Annotated in this window: 17 protein-coding genes; 14 read left to right on the top strand and 3 right to left on the bottom strand. The window is 58.7% G+C overall.

Going from position 1 to position 22989, the window contains the following annotated elements:
• Window positions 1–102: 102 nt before the first annotated feature.
• Window positions 103–852 (bottom strand): hypothetical protein, encoded by a 750-nt coding sequence (locus QEH54_RS20345; RefSeq protein ID WP_309020556.1) that lies wholly within the window; start codon window positions 850–852, stop codon window positions 103–105.
• Complete coding sequence (locus tag QEH54_RS20340) at window positions 845–1393, bottom strand: RNA polymerase sigma factor (RefSeq protein ID WP_309020555.1); 549 nt, start codon at window positions 1391–1393, stop codon at window positions 845–847. Before QEH54_RS20340 ends, QEH54_RS20345 begins: the two co-directional genes overlap by 8 nt.
• Window positions 1394–1614: 221 nt before the next feature.
• Here QEH54_RS20340 and QEH54_RS20335 point away from each other — a divergent pair, with 221 nt between their 5' ends.
• Window positions 1615–3198: an FAD-dependent protein gene (locus tag QEH54_RS20335; protein ID WP_309020554.1), complete on the top strand. Its 1584-nt coding sequence runs from the start codon at window positions 1615–1617 to the stop codon at window positions 3196–3198.
• Between the two features lie 27 nt (window positions 3199–3225).
• The gene (locus QEH54_RS20330) at window positions 3226–3963 is read left to right on the top strand and encodes a pseudouridine synthase (RefSeq protein WP_309020553.1); all 738 of its coding nucleotides are present in this window, start codon (window positions 3226–3228) and stop codon (window positions 3961–3963) included.
• On the opposite strand, the gene pelA is transcribed toward QEH54_RS20330, so the two are convergent.
• Window positions 3960–5210, bottom strand: coding sequence for a pectate lyase (gene pelA, locus QEH54_RS20325; protein ID WP_309020552.1), 1251 nt, complete (start codon window positions 5208–5210; stop codon window positions 3960–3962). The two genes, QEH54_RS20330 and pelA, sit on opposite strands and share 4 nt — an antisense overlap.
• A gap of 346 nt (window positions 5211–5556) precedes the next feature.
• Between pelA and QEH54_RS20320 the strand changes: the two genes are divergently transcribed.
• From QEH54_RS20320 to QEH54_RS20265, 12 genes are all read left to right on the top strand, one after another.
• Entirely contained in the window at window positions 5557–8688 is a 3132-nt protein-coding gene (locus tag QEH54_RS20320; protein ID WP_309020551.1) for a TonB-dependent receptor, read from the top strand.
• A gap of 271 nt (window positions 8689–8959) precedes the next feature.
• A complete protein-coding gene (locus tag QEH54_RS20315; RefSeq protein ID WP_309020550.1) occupies window positions 8960–11389 on the top strand; it encodes a glycoside hydrolase family 88 protein in 2430 nt (809 codons plus the stop codon).
• Between the two features lie 13 nt (window positions 11390–11402).
• Window positions 11403–12833 (top strand): glycoside hydrolase family 28 protein, encoded by a 1431-nt coding sequence (locus QEH54_RS20310; protein ID WP_309020549.1) that lies wholly within the window; start codon window positions 11403–11405, stop codon window positions 12831–12833.
• A gap of 103 nt (window positions 12834–12936) precedes the next feature.
• Window positions 12937–13947 carry a TRAP transporter substrate-binding protein gene (locus QEH54_RS20305; RefSeq protein ID WP_309020548.1) on the top strand — a complete coding sequence of 337 codons (1011 nt, stop codon included), beginning with the start codon at window positions 12937–12939 and terminating at the stop codon, window positions 13945–13947.
• A gap of 3 nt (window positions 13948–13950) precedes the next feature.
• Entirely contained in the window at window positions 13951–14481 is a 531-nt protein-coding gene (locus QEH54_RS20300) for a TRAP transporter small permease (protein WP_309020547.1), read from the top strand.
• A complete protein-coding gene (locus QEH54_RS20295; protein WP_309020546.1) occupies window positions 14478–15767 on the top strand; it encodes a TRAP transporter large permease in 1290 nt (429 codons plus the stop codon). The genes QEH54_RS20300 and QEH54_RS20295 overlap by 4 nt, the downstream gene beginning before the upstream one ends.
• 22 nt (window positions 15768–15789) lie before the next feature.
• Entirely contained in the window at window positions 15790–16827 is a 1038-nt protein-coding gene (locus QEH54_RS20290) for a LacI family DNA-binding transcriptional regulator (protein WP_309020545.1), read from the top strand.
• A 150-nt stretch (window positions 16828–16977) separates the two neighbouring features.
• Window positions 16978–18858, top strand: a complete 1881-nt coding sequence (locus QEH54_RS20285) for a tagaturonate epimerase family protein (protein WP_309020544.1) — start codon at window positions 16978–16980, stop codon at window positions 18856–18858.
• A gap of 125 nt (window positions 18859–18983) precedes the next feature.
• Complete coding sequence (locus tag QEH54_RS20280; RefSeq protein WP_309020543.1) at window positions 18984–19901, top strand: phosphoglycerate dehydrogenase; 918 nt, start codon at window positions 18984–18986, stop codon at window positions 19899–19901.
• 24 nt (window positions 19902–19925) lie between these two features.
• The gene (locus QEH54_RS20275; RefSeq protein ID WP_309020542.1) at window positions 19926–21023 is read left to right on the top strand and encodes an Ldh family oxidoreductase; all 1098 of its coding nucleotides are present in this window, start codon (window positions 19926–19928) and stop codon (window positions 21021–21023) included.
• A 33-nt stretch (window positions 21024–21056) separates the two neighbouring features.
• The gene (locus QEH54_RS20270) at window positions 21057–22154 is read left to right on the top strand and encodes a sugar kinase (RefSeq protein ID WP_309020541.1); all 1098 of its coding nucleotides are present in this window, start codon (window positions 21057–21059) and stop codon (window positions 22152–22154) included.
• A 52-nt stretch (window positions 22155–22206) separates the two neighbouring features.
• Window positions 22207–22989, top strand: coding sequence for an SDR family NAD(P)-dependent oxidoreductase (locus QEH54_RS20265; protein WP_309020540.1), 783 nt, complete (start codon window positions 22207–22209; stop codon window positions 22987–22989).

The following is a 22989-nucleotide window of genomic DNA, read 5'->3' as shown; positions in this document are numbered from 1 at the left end:
TGGTAGGGCGCGACGGCCCGGCGCGCCGCATTGCAGGATCCGTTCTTGTCGGCGCGCCCGGCGGTCGCGCCCTGCCTTGCGCTGGAGGTTCGGCTCGCTGGGCTATTTGGAGGCCAGGTAGTTAGACATCTGCTCGGGCGGCGCCTTGGCGGTGAGCACGAACAAATGCTCTTGGTCCTTCCATTTGCTGATGGTCCAGCCGTCGTCGTAGCTAGCGTATTCGATTTCCGAGGACGCGTCGAATTCAGGGAAATCGCCTTCCTGTCCGATGAAAAGGTGGTAGACGGTCTCGGCGTTGAAGCACATCAAAGCGACCCTCTGAGTCGACCAGTCGAGGGGGCGGCAGCCGATGCCTTCCTGATCGAGCAACTTCGGAGGAAGCTGTTCAGGCAGATCGAAACCGTTCGAGGTCAACCATTGGCGTAGATTTTGGGTATCCTTGTCGAAGTACTTGAGACGAGGCCCATCGACGCTGTACTGGTAGGCCATCTGGGTGAGCGTACCGCTGTAGTCGTCGCTGCGGTCGATCCCGTACTGATAATAGATTCCGATGCCGAGAACGAAAGCTGCGGCGAGCGAAATCCAGTTTCTGAGAAGGACGAAGCGTCGCCGCTTGGCGCTTTGCTGGTACTCGATGGTGGCGTGCAAGGCGGCGCGGAGATCTGCTGGCGGAGCGCTGGCGTCGAGCTTTTCCTGAATGGCTCGGTCCTCCTGTTTCTGACGTTCCCACCAGCTGGCGAGCTCGGGGTCTTGGGCAGCGAAGCGTCTCGCCGCGTCGAAGGTTTCGTCCTCGTTTGGTTCCGGGCCGAGCGTGTAGTTGCTGAGAATGAGTTTTGCTTTTTGGCTATCCATTTGAAGGCCTTTGCTTGGGAGATGAAAAGGGGACGAGCCTCTCGTTTCGCGAGGCGTTGGGAGCTTGGATCTCCGCTTTGAGCATGTCTTTTCCTCGCGAGAGGCGGGACATCACGGTGCCGATCGGTATGTCGAGTATTTCGGATATCTGCTTGTAGGAGTAGCTTTCCAGGTAGTAGAGGGCCACCACTTGGCGGTAGCCGGTCTTCAGTCGGCCCAGAGCGTCCAGGAGATCGTTGGCTTCGGCTTTTCGAATCTGGTTTAGGCTGGTATCGCTCGGCTGAGCGGTGGATTCATGCTCTTCCCAGGGATCGAAGCGCTTGGCTTTTTTGGCGACTCGGATGAATTCCCGATAGAGTGTGGTGTAGAGCCACGATTTGATGGCGCTTGCGGAGCGGATGCTGGAGCGTTTTTGGGCGAGTCGCAGAAAGGCCTCTTGGGTGAGATCCCAGGCGTCGTCGGAGGACCGCGTCAAGCTGTAGGCGAAACGATAGAGGTTCTGGTAGTGGTCGTCGACGATGGTCTTCAGTTCGGGCGGCATGCGGCGGTGGTCGTTGGTTCTGTATAGCGTTAGAGCCGACTGGAGGCTCGTTTATTCCCGTATATGAACGAAATTTCGAGCCTGCCGGGCGGAGAAAAGCGCATTTCGCGCATTTCCGCCCGCTCTGGGCGCAGTGAGGGGTCGAGCTAGGGAAAGCCCTATGAGGGTGGTGGGCTTTAGGGATTGCCTAGGAAACGGCTGTCGCTATCTGGCATGGGGGAATGAAGCCTGTCAAAATCCTCACGGTCGATATCGTCCTCCCGCTTGACCAGTCGGAGAATGTCGAGGTGTGGAAAAAGCGGGCCTCTCGCAAGTTAAGGATCCACCCCAATTCGATCGCGGACATTCGTTTGCGCAAGCACTCCATCGACGCTCGGCAGAAGCCGGTTCGCATCCAGCTGCGCCTCGAGCTGTCTCAGGGCGGTCCCTTGCCGGAGGAGCCTTCCCTGGAGCCGAGCTACGCCCAGCTTGACCCGGCCGCCAAGCGAATCGTCATCGTCGGCTGCGGCCCGGCGGGCATGTTCGCCGCCTTGCGGGCGATCGAGCTCGGGTTCAAGCCGGTGATCCTCGAGCGAGGAAAGGATGCCATGGCGCGTCGCTTCGACTTGGCTCCCATCCTGCGCAAGGGGATCGTGATCGAGGATTCCAACTACTGCTTTGGCGAAGGTGGCGCCGGCACGTTCTCCGACGGCAAGCTCTACACGCGGGCCACCAAGCGAGGCCCGGTGCGATCGGTCTACGAGACGCTGGTGGCCCACGGGGCTCCCCAGCAGATCCTCACCGACGCTCATCCGCACATCGGTTCGAATCTCCTGCCCAACGTGGTGCGGGCCATTCGCGAATCGATCATCGCCGCGGGCGGAGAGGTTCATTTCGAGTCGCGCGTGGAGGGTCTGGTTCGCTCCGCTGATGGGCGACGGATCCGCGGGGTGGTCTCGCGGCAGGGGCAGGAGTTTCTCGGCGAGGCAGTGATTTTGGCCACCGGGCACAGCGCTCGTGACATCTATCGTTTGCTGCAGGCGGAAGGGGTGCTTTTGGAGCAGAAGCCCTTCGCGGTGGGGGTGCGCATCGAGCATTCGCAAGCCCTGATCGACAGCATCCAATACCACTACGACTTGGGACAGGAGCGGCCTAGGATTCTGCCCGCGGCCAAGTATCGACTCGCGACCAAGATCGAGGGCAGAGGAGTGCACTCGTTTTGCATGTGCCCTGGCGGCTTTATCGTGCCGTCGGCTACGGAAAACGACGAAGTGGTGGTCAACGGCATGTCGTTGGCCCGCCGGGACTCGCCGTTCTCCAACAGCGGTCTGGTGGTGACGGTGGAGCCGGAGGACACCGAAGCGTATCGGGCAGAGTTCGGTGTGCTGGCGGGCATCGCCTACCAGAAGGAGCTGGAGCGCTTGGCTTCCAGGGCGGGGGGCGGCATGCAGAAGGCGCCCGCCCAGCGAGTGACTGATTTCCTGAAAGCCAAGGTTTCCGATTCGCTGCCGGGATCCAGCTACTTCCCCGGATTGACCAGCGCCGCCTTGCACGAGCTGCTTCCGGAATCGGTCGCCTGGCGCATGAAGGAAGGGCTGGAGGGGTTCGGCAAGTCGATGCGCGGATACATCACCGAAGAATGCAACCTCATCGGCTTCGAGACGCGAACGAGCTCGCCAGTTCGTATCCCGCGTCTGGATACGACCCTGCAGCATCCGGAGCTGGAAAAGCTCTATCCGTGCGGGGAGGGAGCCGGTTTCGCTGGCGGTATCGTTTCGGCCGCCCTCGATGGCATACGCTGCGCGGAAGCGGCTTGCGCTGGGTAGGCAAAGATCGTTGAGCTAGGCATTCGTATGGATTTTTCGGATATAGCGAGTCGGTTGCCGTGGACGCGAGGCGTTCGAGTGCTGCGCTGCGATGGAAACGGTCTGATGGCGATCGAAAAGCCAGAGGGCACGCTGTCGCATCCCAACAGAAAAGGGGATCGCTCAAGATCGTTGCTGAACGCGAACTACGAGGAGGAGGCGGAGCGCTACGAGATCGTGGACGAAGAGGGGCAAGTGGAACGGCATGTCTATTTGTTGAACCGTCTCGATTCGGCGACTTCTGGCATTGTTTTGCTGGCTCTGGACGAAGCGGTGGCGTCGGCGGTCCTATTGGCCTTCGAACGAAAGCAGGTCAGGAAGACCTATTGTGCCCTTGTATTCGGGATTCCAAGACGCGGGTCTCCCATTTGGAAGGACCGGTTGAGCGTTCGCAAGGCGGAAGGTGGAGTGAGAGCGTCGTCTGGATCGGGCCTGCAGGCGGAAACGAAACTGGTCAAGGCCGAATCGCTTCCCGGCATGCCATTGATGTCGCGACTGACCCTGATGCCGGTCACGGGGCGAACTCATCAGCTGCGTATTCAAAGCTCCAAGCGTGGACTGCCGATCGTCGGAGACCGAACCTATGGCGATTTCAAGCGCAACAAGCTTGTGGCCAAGTCGAAACAGATCAAACGGCTTTGTCTCCATTGCGTGGGTACGGAGCTAAGCTACACGCACGCAGGCGGCCTGCATCGCTTCAAGGCGAGCTCGGAAGCGCCGTTTTAAGGAGTCGTGGCAAGCTGCTTTTCTCGTTTCGCTTTCCATTTTTCGTATCGATTCAGAGTGGAGGCCGGATCGCTCATGTACCAGGCGTAGCCTCTGCGTCGTTCGAAGGAGATTTCCTCGAGCTTGTAGTGAAGGGAGCCGTCTCGATCCCCGAAGAGCGGGCGGTTGGTTTCGATTTCGTAGAAGCGCGCCCAGATCGGGCGTTCGCCGGGCTGATCGACCACGATGCGGTCGCCGTTTGCCTCGCGCCTGACGGAAATGTCATCGAACCGCACCTTATTCAGCCAGCTCGCCACTCCGCGAATGCTGTCGAGGATCTCGGGAGTTGGGTCGGGCAGGGAGATGAGGAGGTCGAGGATCTGGGAGCTTTCCTTGCTCGATAGACTGATCATCTCGTAAGCCCGGGCGGAGGCCGGGGCGAGCGTTACCGGGTCGTGCTGCTGGCACCAGCCAGAGAGGACCTCGTTCTGCTTTATCTGGGAAGCCAGGATGACGTCGATGGCTCTGTTTCGCGATTGGCTCAAAGCGGTCTCAAGATCATGATCCAGCCAGTGGAAGTCCTGGTGCCCCGATTCGATATCGACCAGCAGCTCGGCGATATTCGTCATGGCGCCATCGTTGAAGGTCATGGCGTCGTGATAGGAGCCTGCGAGCGGGTAGACCTGCGGCCAGCCGCCGCTTGGATACTGGGATCGGAGGACGTATCTCAGTCCCGATTCGACCGCGTCTCGAGCGGCTTCGGAGCCGTTGAGCCGATGGAAGCGAGCCAGGAATCGGATTTCGGAAATGGTCGCTCCGTTGTCGAAGGTGGCGGTGTAGTTGCTATTGCGGCCGAAGGCCTGGCCTGGCTGGCGTGGCCCCTCATGATAGGGCAGGTTCTTGTTCCAGCCCCCGGCCGGCGACTGGTAGCTCACCATCGCCCGAGCGAGGTCGCGCGCCGTTGGGGAGCGGTACCAGGAATCCTCCGCTTCCGGATCGAAATCATGAGACGCCCCGTTGGCGACAGGCAGAGGCGCCTCCCTGTCGATGAATTCCAATTCTTTGGCGAGCGTCAGGTCTATGAGGGCTCTGTCCGACTCCGATCGATCCCTGTAGGCGGACCAGGGGTTGAAATCGCTGTCCGGTTTGCCTTTCCGCGTTTTGTTCGCATGATGCGCCTTGTGCTCGGCAAGGGCCGTCGTTCGGGGAGCGGGATCGAAATAAAAGACGAGTAAGAAAAACAGGGAAAAACGAGTCAAAAAGCGCATCTTACAGAGCATTCTTTAGAGATAAATCCGATTTGTAAACCGGTAAGTGCCAGCACGTGTGAGATCGCTCTCCTTTGAAAAATCACGTAGAGCGACAGAGGAAATGAGTTGACACTCCTCCTGACGCTGAACACAAATGCCGAGATACCTTTCCAAAGAAAACTAGCGCCTGGACTCCGGGCCTATTTTTTTTAGCCCCAAAACCCACACGTGTAAGTTTTCTTGGCGAAAAACTAGAACCTACTCCAAAATGTCATTCTACAGCAAACAAACCTTAGCTACGGCTTACCGCCGTTTTTCGCGAATGGCTTTGAGAAGCATACCTCTGTTTCTCTTCGCGTTCGTTATGATTGTAGATGGTTACGGTCAGGAGACCGGATCCATTCGCGGCCGCGTCAAGAACGCGACCACTGGAAAATACCTCTCTAACGCCCAGGTGGTGGTGGACGAGACGGGGCAAACCGCCTACACCAACGAATACGGCGAGTACCGCTTGCAGAACGTGCCGGTGGGAAGCCACACGGTCACGGCCAAGTTCGTGGGCCTGAGTGATGGCAGCGTGATGGTGGACGTGGGCACCGGTGTCAGCAGTGGCGCCGACATCTCCCTGCGCTCCAGCCGATTCGAATCTCTCAGCGATGAGGAGGTGTTCGAATTGGAAGCCTTCGAGGTCGACGGGAGCACTCACAACAGTGACGCCATAGCCCTCAACGAGCAGCGCAATTCCGCGAACCTCATTTCCGTGCAGCACGCCGAGGCGTTCGGGGAGATCGCCGAAGGCAACATCGGCGAGTACCTGAAGAATTTGCCGGGCGTTTCGGTGAACTACGTGGCGGCGGACGTTCGCGCCATCAAGATGCGCGGCATGAGCCCGGCCTTCACGCAGGTGACGGTTGACGGCTCTCAGATGGCCAGCGCCGGTTCGGGCAACAAGATTCGTTCCTTCGAGCTCGAGCAGGTTTCGCTGGCGAACGTGGAGATGCTCGAAGTATCCAAGCTTCCACGACCGGACATGTCCGCTAACGCCATCGGCGGCTCCGTCAACCTGGTGAGCAAGAACGCCTTCGCTCAAGGACGCCAGTTCAGCTACAAGCTCTCCATGAACTTCAACGACGAGGAGGCTTCCTTGAATCCGACCCCAGGCTGGGAAGCGGACACCAAGCGCACCAAGGTGCTGCCTGGCGTGGAGCTCAACTATTCGGACGTGTTCATGGACGATCGTCTTGGCGTTGCCATGACCTACAAGCAGTCCAACATGTACAATGTGCAGCAGCGTTTCCGCTGGCGGGAATGGGAGCTGGAGCCGGAAGGCGGCAACGGCGGCCCTGAGGACGTTTACTTCAAGCGCTTGGAAATCCAGGATGGACCGAAGAAGACCACTCGCGAGTCCTTCTCCTCCAACATCGACTTCAAGGTGAACGATGACACCACCTTCTCCTTCAAGGGACAGGTCAACAGCTACGACGCCACCTGGTTCAATCGCAACGTCGGCTGGCGTATCAATGATCTGGATGCGGATGAAACCCCTGACAGCGTCAGCGGCTCCACCGACGACGTGAGCGACAACTCCTACACCTTCGGCGAGGAGCGCGGCATTTCCTACGGTGGATCCTTCCGCAACAAGTATGGAAACACCTATCACCTCGACGCGGGTATGAAGCACTACGTGAACGATTGGGAAATCGACTACGGCTACTCCCATTCCGAAGCGACCAACCACTATGCAGACAGCGCTCGTGGCATGATGGAAACCTGGGAAGCAGGCGGTCGTGGCGACGAGGCGTTCATCGAATTCAATCAGGGTAACGGCGACATGGTCGCTTTCTCCGACATCAAGGTCTACGACGAGGATATGAATCTCCTGCCCGACCGGGGGTTGACGCTGAGCAACTTCGAGCTGCGCCGCACTCGCGAGCGTCCGAAGGAATCGGTCGACCGCATCAGCGGCCTGCGCGTCAACGCTCGCAGGAACTTCACTTGGGGCGAGAACCAAGGCTACTTCCAGTTCGGAGTGCGCACCTCTCGTCAGGAGCGCGAGGGCTACCAGCTGGAGCTGCGCTACGACTACGAAGGCTACAACAAAGACGGCGAACGCATCTGGTTCGATACCATTCGCGACGACAAGTTCTCCGGACACTCCCCAGGATTCGGGTACGAAGGTTTCGACTGGCCCAGCATTTACAAGATCCACGATCTGTGGAGCACCAATCGCACTCGCTGGGAACTCGATGGCAACCGCGCCGTCAACAACACGATCGGCACCTGGTTCGAAATGCAGGAAGACATCGACGCGGCCTACGCCATGGGTCAGTTGGAAATGCTTGATGGCAAGCTGTCCGTGCTCGCAGGAGCCCGCTACGAGGACACCTCGGTTTGGGGCTTGGTACCGGAGGTATCCAGCAACAACTACGTGAATTCCGCGACCGATTTCTTCTTCGAAACCTCTGAGCGTACATCGAACTACGACAACATTCATCCGAGCGTTCACATCAAGTACGACATCAATAAGAATCTGTTGCTTCGTATCAGCTATGCGAATACGATCGGTCGTCCCGATTTCGGCGACATGTTTGGTCCTACCGTGATCGAGACTCCGGAGCTCGACAATGGCCTCGACCCGGACGACCCCGACTACGAGCTTACTGATGCGAACGCTCGCGGCACCATCGAGGTGACCAATCCAGGGCTTCTTCCTCGCGAATCGGACAACTTCGACATCACCGCTGAGTACTACTACAGCGACACCGGCTTGTTCTCCGTGTCCGTTTTCAAAAACGACATGACGAACTTCATCAAGACGGTGACGCGCGACGCTACGCAGGCTGATCTCGAGTTCTACAAGCTGCCTCAATTCGTTCTCGGCAACACGCCAGTGACACAGGCTGACATCGACCGTTGGAACCTGCACCCGAACACGCTCGGCACTACCTTCGTTCACGAGCTCGAGGCGACTACCAACGTTGCTGATGCCACCATCGAAGGATTGGAAGTGAACTGGAAGCAGGATCTCGACTTCGATGGTCTGCCGGCTTGGCTGCAGGGATCCAGCATCTATGCGAACGGTACCTTCCTCTCCACCAACGCGGAAGGCGATGCTAGTCCTTATCAGAACGACTTCCAGGACTTCGCGAAGAAGACCGTCAACTATGGCTACCTCTTCGATTACGGTCCTCTCGACTTCAAGCTTCGCTGGAACATTCGTGGCGATGAGATCGGCGGCTCGCAGCGTGGGTACATGCTCAATGGCGTGGAAGGCGACGCGGCTCTGTTCCGTGAGGAACGCAAGTCGCTCGATTTCGACCTGGGCTATCGTATCAACGATCGCGCTACGCTCTTCCTGAACGCCCGTAACCTCAACGATGCTCCGCATCGCCAGGGCTACTACCTTCCAGACTCTTCTGGCGAGCGCCAATTCATCCTCGAGCGCGAGGAACGTTTCGGCACCCAGTGGACCGTCGGAGTGAAGGGACAGTTCTAGAAGCAGTCTTTGATCAAACTGGGTAAAAGAGTCTCCTGAAGACTTGGTTAGACTACTTAACGCGGGAGAGCAGAGCCTTTCCCGCGTTTCTTCTGACCAATGCCCCGAAACCGACCTTTCGCCTATCTCGGTCGAGTCCGAGAGGGCGAATGGAATTCTCCTATTGAGGAGAAATGGAATTTTTTGCGATGATGTGAGATAGGGCTGCCGATGTGCAGTCGGCGGCCCTCTCTTTTTCTTAGAACCTTTACCTTAACATCCTGAATTGGAAATGATAGTTACCAAAAGCTCATGTCGGACGATTCTCGGCGCCAGTCTGCTGATCGTCAGCCCATTGTTCGCATCGGAACGCCTAGCGACGGTCAAGATCGCCAATCCGACCGAAAATCTGCGTCTCGATCAAAAAGTCGATTTGCGCATGGTGGACCTCGGTCTTGAAGAAGGCGCGTCGGAAGCCGAGTTCGTCATCGCCATGGATGGGCATATACCCGTGCGGGCCCAAGCTTGGGATAAAAATGGTAATGGATTGGCGGATACGGTGAGCGTCTTGCTGGACTTTTCCCCGGTTGAGGAAACGACCTTGGACATTCGGGTGGACGCCGACGCGGCGCAGGCGAACATTTTTCCGCCCCGCACGTTCGCCGAAATTTCGCGAAAGTTCGGTGGCGAGTGGGAGGGGCAGGAATACCACGGCGGCGAATTCGAGAATGTGCGCAGCTTGACCACGCCTCCAAACCACAAGGACCACAGCTACTACATCCGCTACGAGGGGCCGGGCTGGGAGTCCGACAAAGTTGGATACCGCTTCTATTTGGACTGGCGAAACGGATTTGATATTTTTGGAAAACTGACGCCAGCCATGGTGCTCAAGGACGTTGGCCAGGACGGTTTCGATTCCTACCATGAGCCAGCGGATTGGGGTATGGACATCCTGAAGGTCGGCAGTTCGCTCGGTTCGGGCGGCTACGGCATTTGGGTGGACGGCGCCGCGGAGCGCATCTCGAAAACGCAAGCTCTCACGTGCGAGATCCTGGAAAACGGTCCGGTGCTGAGCCAGTTCAGGACGACCTACCAAGGCTGGGAAGGCGCTGGACAGGAGAAAATGGATCTTGTCGCCGATATTTCAATACATGCTGGCAGTCGCTTGAGCTGGGTGCGTCTACGCCCCAGCGAGCAAGCGGAGAAGTTTTGCGCGGGGCTGGTGAAGCATGAGGGAAACGAAGTGTTCACCGGCAGTCGGGATATCACGGGCGAGGCGTATACCTATCTTGCGAGCTGGGGACCGCAGGCGCTCGATGGATCCGATATGGGAATGGCGATTTTGGTCAGGGAGAAGAATTTGGACAAGTTTACTTCCGATGATCAGAACGAGCTGGCCGTGTTCGATCGCACCATCAAGGGTGTGGAGTACGCCTTCCTGGCGGCCTGGTCCAAGGAACCTGGCGGGATCAAGAGCAAGGAAGCGTTCGAAGCGTACCTAGAGGAAACCGCTCGCGACCTGACGATTGCTCCGCGCGTCACGGTTTATTCGAAGCTCGACGAGAAGCTGACGCAGGGGAAGGTCGACTCCGAGAACGCGCTTCACTGGACCAAGGTCATGGCTGACTCCATTTTGAAGCGTCGCGGTTCGACCTTGGCCCATGAGCAATACGATCCGGAGGCGGAGCGCGTGGCGCGCTGGACCTACACCACGGGCTTGATCAGCAAGGCGGTGCACGATCTGGCCTTGGCCACGGGTGAGGAGAGTTACGCGGAATGGGCGGAGTCGGTGATCTCGTCCTATGTCAATGAAGATGGAAGCATCTCAACCTACGATTTTCACAGCTACAACATCGATCAGGTGAATTCCGGAAAGATGTTGCTGCAGCTGTACAAGGAAACCGGCGAGCGGCGCTACCGCATCGCGGCGGATGAGATTCGCCAACAGCTCGAAGAGCATCCCAAAACCAAGAACGGCGCCTTCTGGCACAAGAAGCGCTACCCGTGGCAGGTGTGGCTTGACGGCGTGTACATGGGGATCCCCTTCCTGGTCGGCTACGAACTCGCGTTCAACGGCGGCGAGGAACTGGAGCTGGCCTTGCATGAGTTTCTCGTAGTAGAAGAACAACTACGCGATCCGGAATCTGGTTTGTATTGGCATGCATGGGACGAGGCTCGCGAACAGGTTTGGGCGGATCCGGAAACCGGTCGATCCAAGTATTTCTGGGGACGTGGACTGGGCTGGTACGCCATGGCTCTGGTGGATGTGCTGGAAATGCTTCCGGAGGACTCCGAGGAGTCGAAGCAGATGCAGCGTTTGCTGAACGATTTGGCGGAGGCCTTGGTCAAGGTTCAGGATCCGGAAACGGGCGTTTGGTATCAAATCCTCAACATGCCGGATGCTCCGGGCAACTATCTGGAGTCCTCCGCAAGCAGCATGTTCACCTACATGTTGGCGAAAGGGGTTAACTATGGCTGGCTCGACGATCGCTATCGCGAGAACGTTCGAGAGGCTTGGGAGGGAATGCTGACCGAATTCGTTAGCTTGCACCCCGACGGCACCACCAGCTTGACGCACATTTGTCGGGTGGCTGGCTTGGGCTTCGGGCGTGATGGGAGCTACGAGTACTACATGAGCGAACCGGTTGTGGAAAACGATCCCAAGGGCATTGGGCCGTTCGTGATGGCCGGTTTGCAGGTATCTGAAATGTTGAAGAACTAGAAGCTTATCGATTATGAATTTTAAGAGCGTTGTTGCGAGTCTGGGTATGTTGGCGGTTTCAAGTGGCTTGGGCCATGGTTCCTTGTCAGCGAAGTCGGAGGTGGCCGTTTCCAAGCAGGAGGCCTACGAATGGTTGGTGGCGGAGGAGATACTCGAGAGGATTCAAGCGCCCGCATTTCCGGACGCGGTGTATGATATTCGCGAATACGGAGCGAAGGCGGGAGTGAAGAACGATTCCTCCGCTGCGTTCGCCGCAGCTATCGAGGCGTGTAACGCTGCTGGAGGAGGCAAGGTGCTGGTGCCTGAAGGAGAGTTTCTGACGGGGCCGATCCACCTCCTGAGCAATGTGAATCTGCATCTGGAAAAGGGAGCGGTGGTGAAGTTCAGCACTGATTTCTCGAAGTACCTGCCGGCGGTTTTCACGCGTTGGGAAGGCATGGAGTGCTACAACTACTCGCCCTTGATCTATGCCTTCGAGCAGAAGAATATCGCGGTCACTGGCGAGGGCACGCTCGATGGGCAAGCGACCTTGGACAATTGGCTCGATTGGAACGTCAAGTCCGCCCCTGGAGGAGCGAAGCAGATTCCCGCCCGCGATCGCTTGACGCAGATGGTGGCCGATGGCGTCCCTGTGGAGGAGCGAGTGTTTGGCGAAGGCGATTTCCTGCGCCCGAATTTCCTGCAGCCCTATCGCTGCGAAAACGTGCTCATCGAGGGAGTGAAGATCATCAATTCCCCCATGTGGGAGATTCACCCGGTGCTTTGCCGCAATGTGATCGTTCGCGGCGTCACGGTGATCAGCCATGGCTCCAACAACGACGGATGCAACCCGGAGAGCAGCAAGGACGTGCTGATCGAGGATTGTCATTTCGATACGGGCGACGACTGCATCGCCATCAAATCGGGCCGCAACAACGATGGACGCCGCGTCAACGTGCCTTCGGAGAACATCATCATTCGCAACTGCAAGATGGTCGACGGGCATGGCGGGGTGGTCATCGGCAGCGAGATTTCCGGCGGCGTTCGCAACGTGTTTGTTGAGAACTGCGAGATGAGCAGCCCGAATCTGGATAGAGCCCTGCGCATCAAGACCAACTCCATCCGCGGCGGCTTGATCGAAAACATCTTCGTGCGCGACGTGCAAGTGGGCGTGGTCAAGGACTCCGTGATAAAGGTCAATTTCCTGTACGAGGAGGGGGACGCGGGCGATTTCGCTCCGGTGGTGCGAAACATAGTGGTGCGTCGCCTGGTGAGCCGCGAAAGCAAGTACGCCATGTTCATCAAAGGCTACGAGCACACGCCCATCACCGATCTCCATCTGATCGATTGCCAGTTCGAAGGCGTGCAGAAGCCTAGCGTGCTGCTCAACGTGCAAGGGCTGCTCTTCGACAATGTGCGCATGAACACCGGAGAGAAGACCGATCTTTGGGGCAACCCGCTTTAGATAGCGTTGCCCCTGCGGAAAGTTGACTGGTAATAACGTTGCTAGCCGAAGACTCTTCGTTCTTCAACAGTAGTCCCTTTGTAAATTCGTTCCCTCAATCCCCATGGATAGAAAGTCTATTTCATTCCTCGCTCTCGGCTTGGTTCTCGGAGCCTTGGTCTGCAGCGCGGTGTTTTCCTTTTTAGCGTCCGGCGGCGGCGTTGGCGCCAACACCCGGGTGCTCAAGCTCGCCCACGGACTCGATACCTCGCATCCTGTGCATCTGGGAATGGTCAGGATGAAGGAACGCCTCGAAGAGCTCTCCAGCGGGAGCATGACCATCGACATCTATCCTAGTGGCGTATTGGGATCTGAAGTACAGTGCATCGAGCAGCTGCAAAGCGGGGTGCTGGCCATGTCCAAGACCTCCACGGCTGCCATGGAAAGCTTCATCCCTGAGCTAGGGGTTTTCGGCGTGCCTTATCTCTTTCGCGACGAGGGGCATTTCTGGAATGTGCTCGATAGCGAGATCGGGCATGATTTGCTGGCGGTCGGGGAATCTACCGGCTTGCGCGGGCTTTGCTACTACGACGCGGGCAGCCGAAATTTCTACAGCACCAAAAAGCCGATCCGCGAGCCGAGGGATTTGGTAGGCATGAAGATACGTGTGCAGAACAGCCGCATGGCCATCGCCATGGTGGAGGCTCTAGGCGGATCGCCCACGCCGATCGCTTGGGGCGAGCTTTACTCCTCACTGGCTCAGGGGGTGGTGGATGGAGCGGAAAACAATCCGCCGAGCTTCGAGAGCAGCCGCCACTACGAGGTCTGCAAATACTTCACCCCTGACGCTCACACCCGCGTGCCGGACCTGCTGATGATCGGCACCAAGGTCTGGAATTCGCTTTCCGAAGAGCAGCGGGCTTGGCTGCAGGCCGCTGCGGACGAGTCGTCCGTTTACCAGAGAGAGCTCTGGGCGGTGAAGACTAGGGAATCACTGGAAGCGGTGCAGGAAGCGGGAGTGGAGATAGTGGACTGCGATCCGGCCCTCTTCCAGGCGGCGTGCGAGCCGATTCGGGCGACGTTGGAGGGAACGCCGGTGGCGCCTTGGCTGGCGAAAATCGAGGAGGCGGAGTAGGTCATGGCGCAGGCTAAGAATCAGTTTTTGGAACAGGCCGGGGCCGTTCGGCGCGGTTTGACCGGCGTCTTGCAGTGGGTCGTCATCCTGCTCATGGCCGCTTTGGTACTGGACGTGTGCTGGGGAGTGGCTTCGCGCTACCTGCTCGGCCAGCAGGCGAAATGGAGCGAGGAGCTCGCCCGTTTGCTGCTGGTTTGGGTCTCGGTGTTCGGCGCCAGCGTGGCATTCGGTCACAAGGCCCACCTCGGTCTGGACTATTTCGCGGAAAAGCTTCATCCCAGCGCCGGCAAGTTCAACCGCATCATCGGAGCCTCGCTTTCGCTGGCGTTCGCGGTGATCGTTTTTCTCGTTGGCGGAATCGCATTGGTGCGCGATACCATGGAATCCGGCCAGACCATGATCGCTCTTCCGATCAAGAAATGGTGGGCCTACGCGGCCTTGCCCGCTAGTGGCGTTTTCATGGCCGTGATTCTCTTCGAGCAGCTTCTGGAGAGCATATTCGAACCTGCGAAGCTGGAGGAGGGCGAGTCATGATCGAGGTCGTCCTTATCCTGGTGATCGTTTTCACCTGCATGCTTCTGATGAACGTGCCCATCGCGGTGGCCATCGGCTTCGCCTCCATGTGCGCCATGCTCGCTGACGGACACGACGCGGAGCTGATGATCGCTTCCAAAATGGCCAACGGCATCGACAGCTTTGCCTTGCTGGCCATCCCTTTCTTCATTCTCTCCGGCTTGCTCATGGGACGTGGCGGCATGGCGAGGCGTCTGATGGATTTCGCGGCCGCCTTGATGGGCCGCTTCCCCGGGGGCCTTGGCTACGTCAACACCATGACGTGTATGCTCTTCGGCTCTATTTCCGGTTCCGCCGCTGCCGCGGTGACTTCCATCGGCGGCTTCATGCTGCCGGAGATGAAGAAGAAGGGCTACAACAACGAATTCAGCGTCGCCATCACCACGACCGCGGCCACCACCGGCCTGCTGATCCCGCCCAGCAACATCATGATCGTTTACGCGGTGGCCTCCGGCTCGGTGTCGATCGCCGCGATGTTCATGGCCGGCATTCTGCCGGGCATCCTGATCGGGCTTCTGATCATGCTGGTGTGCTACGTCGTCGCGACTCGCAAGAAGCTCTCGGCTGGCGAAAAGTCCAGTTTCTCGGACATTGTCGTAGCCTTTCGTAGAGCCATCTTGAGTATGCTGCTTCTGATCATCGTGATTGGCGGCATCTTGGCTGGCGTCTTCACGGCGACCGAAGCGTCGGCGATTTCGGTGGCCTACGCCTTCGTGTTGACAGTGATGGTCTATCGCGAGGTCAGTCTGAAGCAGCTGCCGGAGATCCTGCTGCAAGCCGGCGTGACCACTGCGGTGATCATGCTGCTCATCGGCGCCAGCGCCGGCATGTCATGGATCATGACGATCGCCAACATCCCGCAAACCGTTTCGGAGGCGCTGCTTACGGTTTCCGACAACCCGCTGGTGGTGATGCTGCTGATCAACCTGCTGCTACTCTTCGTGGGCACCTTCATGGATATGACGCCAGCGGTGCTGATCTTCACGCCGATCTTCCTGCCGGTGGCAAACAGCCTGGGCATCACGGACATTCACTTCGGCATCATCATGATCGCCAATCTCTGCATCGGTCTGTGCACGCCGCCGGTCGGCACCTGCCTGTTCCTCGGTTGTGGGGTGGGCAATACCACCATCGCTCGGGTGACGCCATTCATGATTCCCTTTTTCATCGCCATGTTCCTAGGGCTGATGCTGATCACCTACGTGTCGGAGCTCTCAATGTGGTTGCCTAGCCTGGTAGGGCTTTGATTAGAGTGTAAGGAACTACGAGATGTCACGAAGCAACGAAGAGACGAACATACGATCCGTCGGGGACTTCGCCAAGTACCTTGGTCTATCCCGATGGACCGTTTCTCGTATTCTCAACGGTCACACCGGCGTGCACGAAGAGACGCGACGGCGCGTGCTCAAGGAGATGGAACGAATCGGCTTCCATCCCAACATGATGGCTCGCAGTTTGCGCGGAGCGAAGACCGGGTTGATCGGCATCTGTCTGCAGGAGATCGAGTCTCCCATTCTCGCTCGCAAGATCGCGCGCTTGCAGGAGAGCCTACGGTCGCGAGGGCTGAGGGGCGTGATAGAAATCACTTCCGGGATCCCCGAAATGGAGCGGGACATCATAAACCACTTTCTTTCGCTGCGCGTGGATGGACTGATCCTGTTCGGCTCCGAGCTCAAGCCGGAGGACCCCTTGTTCGCCCGCCTGAGGAGCGAGTCCATGCCAGTGGTCACAGTGGACGCGGTGCACGAAATACCGCTATCGCGCGTCGAGCTGGACCGCGAGATGGCGATGCTGCTTTGCCTGCGCCACCTCAAGCAGCGGGGGCATACGCGATTCGCCTTGCTGGGCTTGGAAAGCGATCCGGTCTATGGCTCGCGGCGTATCGCGGGCTTGAAGTCTGCTGCCGAGAAGCTGGAGATCGATTGGGAAGGAAGTTTCCAATCCATTTTCGAGAAGGGGCGCAAGGATTGGTCCTACGAGTATGGCTACGATCTCGGGCAGAGCTTACTGCAGATGGAGAACCCGCCTCGTGGCGTGATCGCCCTGAATGATCGAGTGGCCATCGGCGCCATGAAGGCCATCCGCGAGTGGGGCTATTCCATGCCCAAGGACTTTTCGGTCGTCGGATTCGACAACCTCGATGTCGGCCAGTGGACCGAGCCGGCGCTCACTACCGTCGGCCAGAACGTTGCCGAGATGATCGAACACGCCATAAAGATGGTGCAGGGGCTCGTCGACGGCGACCACCGTACCGAAACTCCGGTCGTGAAAGTGCAGCCTAAGCTGCTCGTTCGCTCCTCCAGCTGAAGCGCCCATGCTATCTCGCGAATATGTAAAAGCGTCGCCCGGAAACTTACACGTGTTAGATTATGGTTGATTCCGCGCGGGAATCTCGTCTCTATGGTTGTCCTTCGGAAAAAGCCGCTCGCGTCAGCCTACACGTGACACATATTTATTATGAAACGGATTAATAACTTTCTTTTGAGCAACGATCTACGGATCAAGTCGAACCCCTGCGTCAGTCCGGACTTCTGTCTGGACTGGGAAGGCCTCAAGGAAGACATCGAGTGTGATATCGGAATCGAGCTGCATGAGCACAGCGCGTTTGCTACAGCTGTTGGCTCCTGGATCCTGTTGGAGAACGCTCACGGGGATCACGCCTGGAAGCTGGACGCCTCGGAGGGCGAGGCGGGTAGGGAAGCGCTGGAGGACGGATTCGAGCACCAAGGTTCGCACTATTTTCCGGCTAGTTTCGAGAACCTGATCCGGATGAAGAATCTGGTGCAGGAGGCTAATCCGGAGAGCTCGATCTTTCCCACGGCCTCGGGCAAGCTCGCTAGCAGCACCTTGGGTATCGGAGCCCGCTTCACCACCTTGCATTGGCCTGGTGTCGATTGGGCTATGGCGAATCTGGGCATCGGGGTCACCGCCAACCAGAACAGCATTCCGCGGGAGCTGGTTTTCGACGTGGATGCCATGCTCTCCGACGCGTTGGACACGGTGCCCTTTCCGTTCATCGGGGCCAATGTGCCCGAGGGACACCAGGGGCAGTCGGTGGAAGGCATGAGCCACGGCTGTATCATGGCTAAGCTGAAAACCGGTTTTCATCTCAATGGCATCAACTGGAGCTTCAACGCGGACCACCAGCCGATCGGAGGAAAGTTCGATCAGCGCGAGGACCAGCTGGTGGCGGGCTGCCTGTTCGCATCGTACATCACATTCGATCTCTCGCCTGAACTCGCTCAAACGGAAGCTCCGGCGTCCGCGGTGGAGCGCCGGGCCTTCGTGGCTGCCAATATCGATTCCGATCTGGTGGCGAAGGTGGCGGACCGAGTCGCCGACGCGGGCTTGAAGGTGGCTCCGGACGCATTGGACAAGCTGTTGTGCTACGTCTGGCCATCGATGCTCAAGATGAAGGCCAGAGACGAAAAGTACCGCGCCGCTCGCGAAAAGGCGTTCACCACCGAGGTCGGTCGGCAGTACCTGCGCGAGCTTTCCATCGACGAGCTGCCGGGGCTCACCACGCCGGAAACGACAGCGGTGATGCTCGCCTTGTGCGAGGCGATGGAAATGCCGGTCAACTACGTGGCACCGGCCTTCGGCTTTCAGAAGAACATGCCTTACCCGGACAATGAGGAGCTGCGCCAGCTGATCGATCGGCAGTGGCAGGTCTGCTCCACTTTCGGAGTGAGCATCGGCTTTCACTCCGGATCGGGCAAGTCGGCCGAAAACTATCAGGTCATGGGAGAGGTGACGGGCGGCAATCTGGAAATCAAGACCAGCGGCCGCTACACCTACGAAATGGGCGTGGCGCTCTCCCGGTCGCAGGACGAGGCCGACCAGGAGCTCTGGAGAGACTGGTACCGGTTCACCATCGATCTTGCGGTAGCCGGGGCCTTCAGCGATCTCGATTCGGAGCGAAAGATGGCCCGCGAGTTCATCGTGTCGGCATTGACTTTGGAGGAGCAGCCGACCGACGTGTTCGGATCCGCCGAGACCTGCCGCGCCGCTCTGGAGGCGCTTGAGCCAAGTTCCGAGCACATGTTCTGGTTCGAATACAACTTTCTCTACGTCCTCGCCGCGAACGGGCAGCCGGAGAAGTCGGCCCTGGGCGACCACTCGCCAGCCGGCTACCAGCAGAGAGCCCGTTTCTATTCCATCAGCGAGCAGGGGCGTCTCGAATACGCCCGCAGGGTGGCGAGCTACATCGTGTTCCTCGCTGAGAACACCGGAATCGTTTCGACGGAGATCTGCGATCAGGTTTCCCGAAAGCTCGAATCGTATTCAACGTTCCACGCCTTCCTGGATGACATCCGTCCGACCGTTTGCTCGAACTAGTTCGGCTCCGGTAGGGACGACTGACAAGGCGTTCGCATAACCACAGTCTTACCTATTTTGCTATGACAACACGTATTCTTGTGACCACTACGTCCTTCCAGGACATACCTGGAGACCATCATCGAATGCTTGAGGAATCCGGCTTCGAAATCATTCGCGAGCGCGGTCCGCTGCCCGAGCAGAGAATGCTCGAGCTGGTGGGCGATATCGACGGCATGATTTGCGGGGACGACGCGATCACCGCCGCTGTGATCGACAAGGCTCTGCCGCGCCTGAAGATCCTCTCCAAGTACGGTATCGGTCTGGACAAGATCGACGTGGCCCATACCGAAAAGGTCGGCTTGCCGCTGACCTTTTGCCCCGGGGTCAACCACACCACGGTGGCGGAGCACACCTTTTCGCTCATGCTGGCTCTCTTCCGCCACCTGGTGGACGAGGTCAACTACACGCGCTCGGGCAACTGGAAACGGCTTTCCGGGCACGAGATCATGGGCAAGACCATCGGCATCGTGGGTCTGGGTCGCATTGGACGAGAAGTAGCGATTCGAGCCAAGGCCTTTGGTCTTAAGATCGTAGGCTACGACATCTATTGGCCGGAGGAGTTCGCCAACCAGTACGATGTGGAGCGCCTGGATTCCATCGCGGAGGTTTTCAAACGGTCTGAGATCATCAGCCTGCATACGAACTTGACCCCGGAGACCGAGAACATGGTCAATGCAGACAGCATCGCTACCATGAAGGACGGAGTCGTTATCATCAATTGCGCTCGAGGAGAGCTGGTCAATCCACAGGACATGGCGGCTGCTTTGAAGTCGGACAAGGTGGGCGGATACGGCGCCGACGTGCTCGATGTGGAGCCGCCGCCCGAGGATCATGCGCTGCTCTCCGCTCCCCGCTGCATCATCACGCCGCACATCGGCTCGCGCACCTTCGAATCGGTGCAGCGTCAGGCGGGCATGGCTACGCGCAATCTGCTGAACTTTTTCAACGGCAAGCCAGCCGAGGCTCAAGCCAACAAAGCCCCATGGGCTCCAAACGCTTAAGCGAACCTGACGACGAAAAACGACATGAAAGAGACTTTTCGCATCGTATCCGAGGAATCCCACAACGAACTTGTCGCCGCGGCGTATAAGCATCGTGGGTACACGGAAGAGGAAGCCGCCTATGCGGCGAAATTCGCCACCTACGCTTCGTGGCACGGCATTCGCACGCACAACGCCCTGAAGGCGCTGCACTTGGATCATCTCTTCGGATCCGGCTCCGAAGGATGCGTCCCTGGGGCTAGCATCGAGAAATTGGATACTCGATTCGAAGCGAGCCAGGTTTGGAACGCGAACCGCAAGCTTGGACAGGCCACCGCGTACGAAGCGCTCGAAACCTGCATCGAACTCGCGGACAAGTACGGCGTGGGGCAGGTTTCGGTCGACAACGCCTTCCACTACCTTTGGGGCGGAGGCTATGTGATGGAAGCGGCCAAGCGCGGCTACATCGCCTACACCAATTGCACTGCGGCTCTCGCGGAGGTGGTCCCCTTCGGTGGCAAGTATCCCACGCTCGGCACCAATCCGCACAGCTGGGGCTTTCCGACGGCGGACGCGGTTGGCTTTCCTATCGTGATCGATTGGGCGACCTCCGTTATCGCCATGGGCCGCGTGCAGCAGCTAGCTCGCGAGGGGGCTAGCTTGCCTCCCAATGCTGCGGTGGACAAGGATGGCAACATCACCACCGATCCCAAGGCTGCCGCCGCGTTGATTCCCTTTGGCGCTCACAAGGGCTACGGCCTTAGCCTGATCAACGAGATCGTGGGCGGTTTCATCGGCGGTTCGCTGCCGACGGTTCGCAACCGTAGCTGGGAGTTGAAGGAGGAAAAGCACACCGCCTGCTTCTACTTCCAGGTCATCCACCCGGACGCCATGAGCGCCGGGGCGTTCGCCAAGGGACGCAGCCAAAAGGAGAATATAAAAGCGGTGCTCGACGACATTCTCGGGCACGGCAACGAAAACTGCTTGCTGCCGGGACAGATCGAAGCGGGCTCCGCTGCTCGCAGCGAAAGGAACGGCGGCCTGCTGTTCAGCGAAGCGGAAATCGCCGCTTTCAACGAACTGGCCGAAGAGTGCGCAATGCCAGCTTGGGATGTCGCGGGCCTTCCGGTCGCCAAGGACTAATCCATAGACTCGAAAACAGATTTAGGAACTACCATGAGTATTGAAATCAAACCTGCTGATTCTTGTAAGTACGACATCGTCTCTCTGGGCGAAGTCATGTTGCGCCTTGACCCGGGTGAAGGGCGGGTCCGCACCGCTCGAAGCTTCAGGGCTTGGGAAGGCGGCGGCGAGTACAACGTGGCTCGCGGCATGCGCAAGTGCTTCGGCCTGCGGGCTGGCGTGGTGACGGCGTTCGCCGACAACGACGTTGGACGCTTGGTCGAAGACTTCATCATGCAAGGAGGCGTCGACACTTCTTGGATACAATGGAAGCCGTACGATGGCTTGGGTCGCGAAGTGAGAAACGGCTTGAACTTCACCGAGCGCGGGTTCGGCATTCGCGGCGCGGTCGGCGTGCCAGACCGCGGCCTCACCGCGGCGAGCCAGCTGAAGGCGGGCGATATCGATTGGGAGAAGCTCTTTGGCGAGCAGGGCGTTCGCTGGTTCCATACCGGTGGTATCTACGCGGCCCTGTCGGAAACCACGCCGGACGTGGTGATCGAAGCGGTCAAGGCGGCGAAGAAGCACGGCACGGTCGTGTCCTACGATCTCAACTACCGTCCGTCCCTCTGGAAGAGCATCGGCGGCCACGCCAAGGCTCAGGAAGTGAATCGAGAAATCGCCAAGTACGTCGATGTGATGATCGGCAACGAAGAGGATTTCACCGCCTGTCTCGGCTTCGAGGTCGAGGGCGTGGACGAGAACATTTCCAAGATCGATATCGGCGCCTTCAAGAAGATGATCGAGCAAGCGGTGGCGACCTTCCCGAATTTCCAGGCGACCGCCACCACGCTGCGAGCGGTCAAGACCGCTACCGTCAACGACTGGGGAGCGATCTGCTGGCACGGGGGCGAATTTTTCGAGTCTCGCGCCTATCCGGACCTGGAGATCATGGACCGCGTAGGCGGTGGCGACAGTTTCGCCTCCGGCCTGATTTATGGATTCCTCACCACCGGCGATCCTGCCAAGGCGGTCGATTACGGAGCGGCTCACGGAGCGCTCGCCATGACCACGCCGGGGGACACGTCCATGGCCACGGTGAAGGAAGTGGAAAAGATCATGGGCGGCGGCGGCGCTCGCGTCGTACGCTAGGCGTTTGCATTTCAAAAACAGGAGGCCGGCCTTCGGGCCGGCCCAAGCTATTATGAGCGATTATCTAAACGAACTCTTCAATTTGGATGGCAAGGTGGCGGTCGTAGTGGGCGGCACCGGAGAACTCTGCGGAGCGATGGCGGAAGGCTTGGCCGGCGCTGGCGTGACGACGGTGCTCGTGGGTCGAAGCCAGGAAAAGGCTCAAGCTCGCATCGCCAAGATCGAGCAAGCGGGAGGCAAGGCTACCTTCGAGACAGCCAACCTCGCCGACAAGCAGTCCATCCGGGATTTGCTGGCGCGAGTCTGCGAAGCCCATGGAGGCGTGGATATTCTGATCAATGGGGCCGGCGCCAACTCGCCGACGCCATTTCTGGACATTCCCGAGGACGAATACGATCGACTCTTCGACATCAACACCAAGGCGGTCTTCCTCAGCTGCCAGGTTTTCGGCAAGTACTTTCTGGAGAAAGGGCAGGGCGGTTCGATCATCAACGTGGGCTCCATGTCCGGTGTGACGCCGCTCTCTCGCGTGTTCACCTATTCCGCCACCAAGGCCGCGGTGCACAATCTCTCCAAGAACCTCGCCCGCGAGTGGGCTCCGCAGAAGATCCGCGTCAACACCATCGTGCCCGGCTTCTTCCCGGCCGAGCAGAATCGCAAGGTCCTCACCGAGGAACGCGTAGGCCAGATCATGGGCCATACCCCGATGAAGCGCTTCGGCGAAGCGAAGGAACTGATCGGGGCGACCTTGCTGCTCGCATCCGACTCTGCGGGCTCTTTCATCACCGGCGCCGAGATCCTCGTCGATGGCGGGTATGCCGCAATGACCATCTGA

Source organism: Pelagicoccus sp. SDUM812003 (genome assembly GCF_031127815.1).
Taxonomy (GTDB): domain Bacteria; phylum Verrucomicrobiota; class Verrucomicrobiia; order Opitutales; family Opitutaceae; genus Pelagicoccus.
This window is presented reverse-complemented; position numbering and strand designations above follow the sequence as displayed.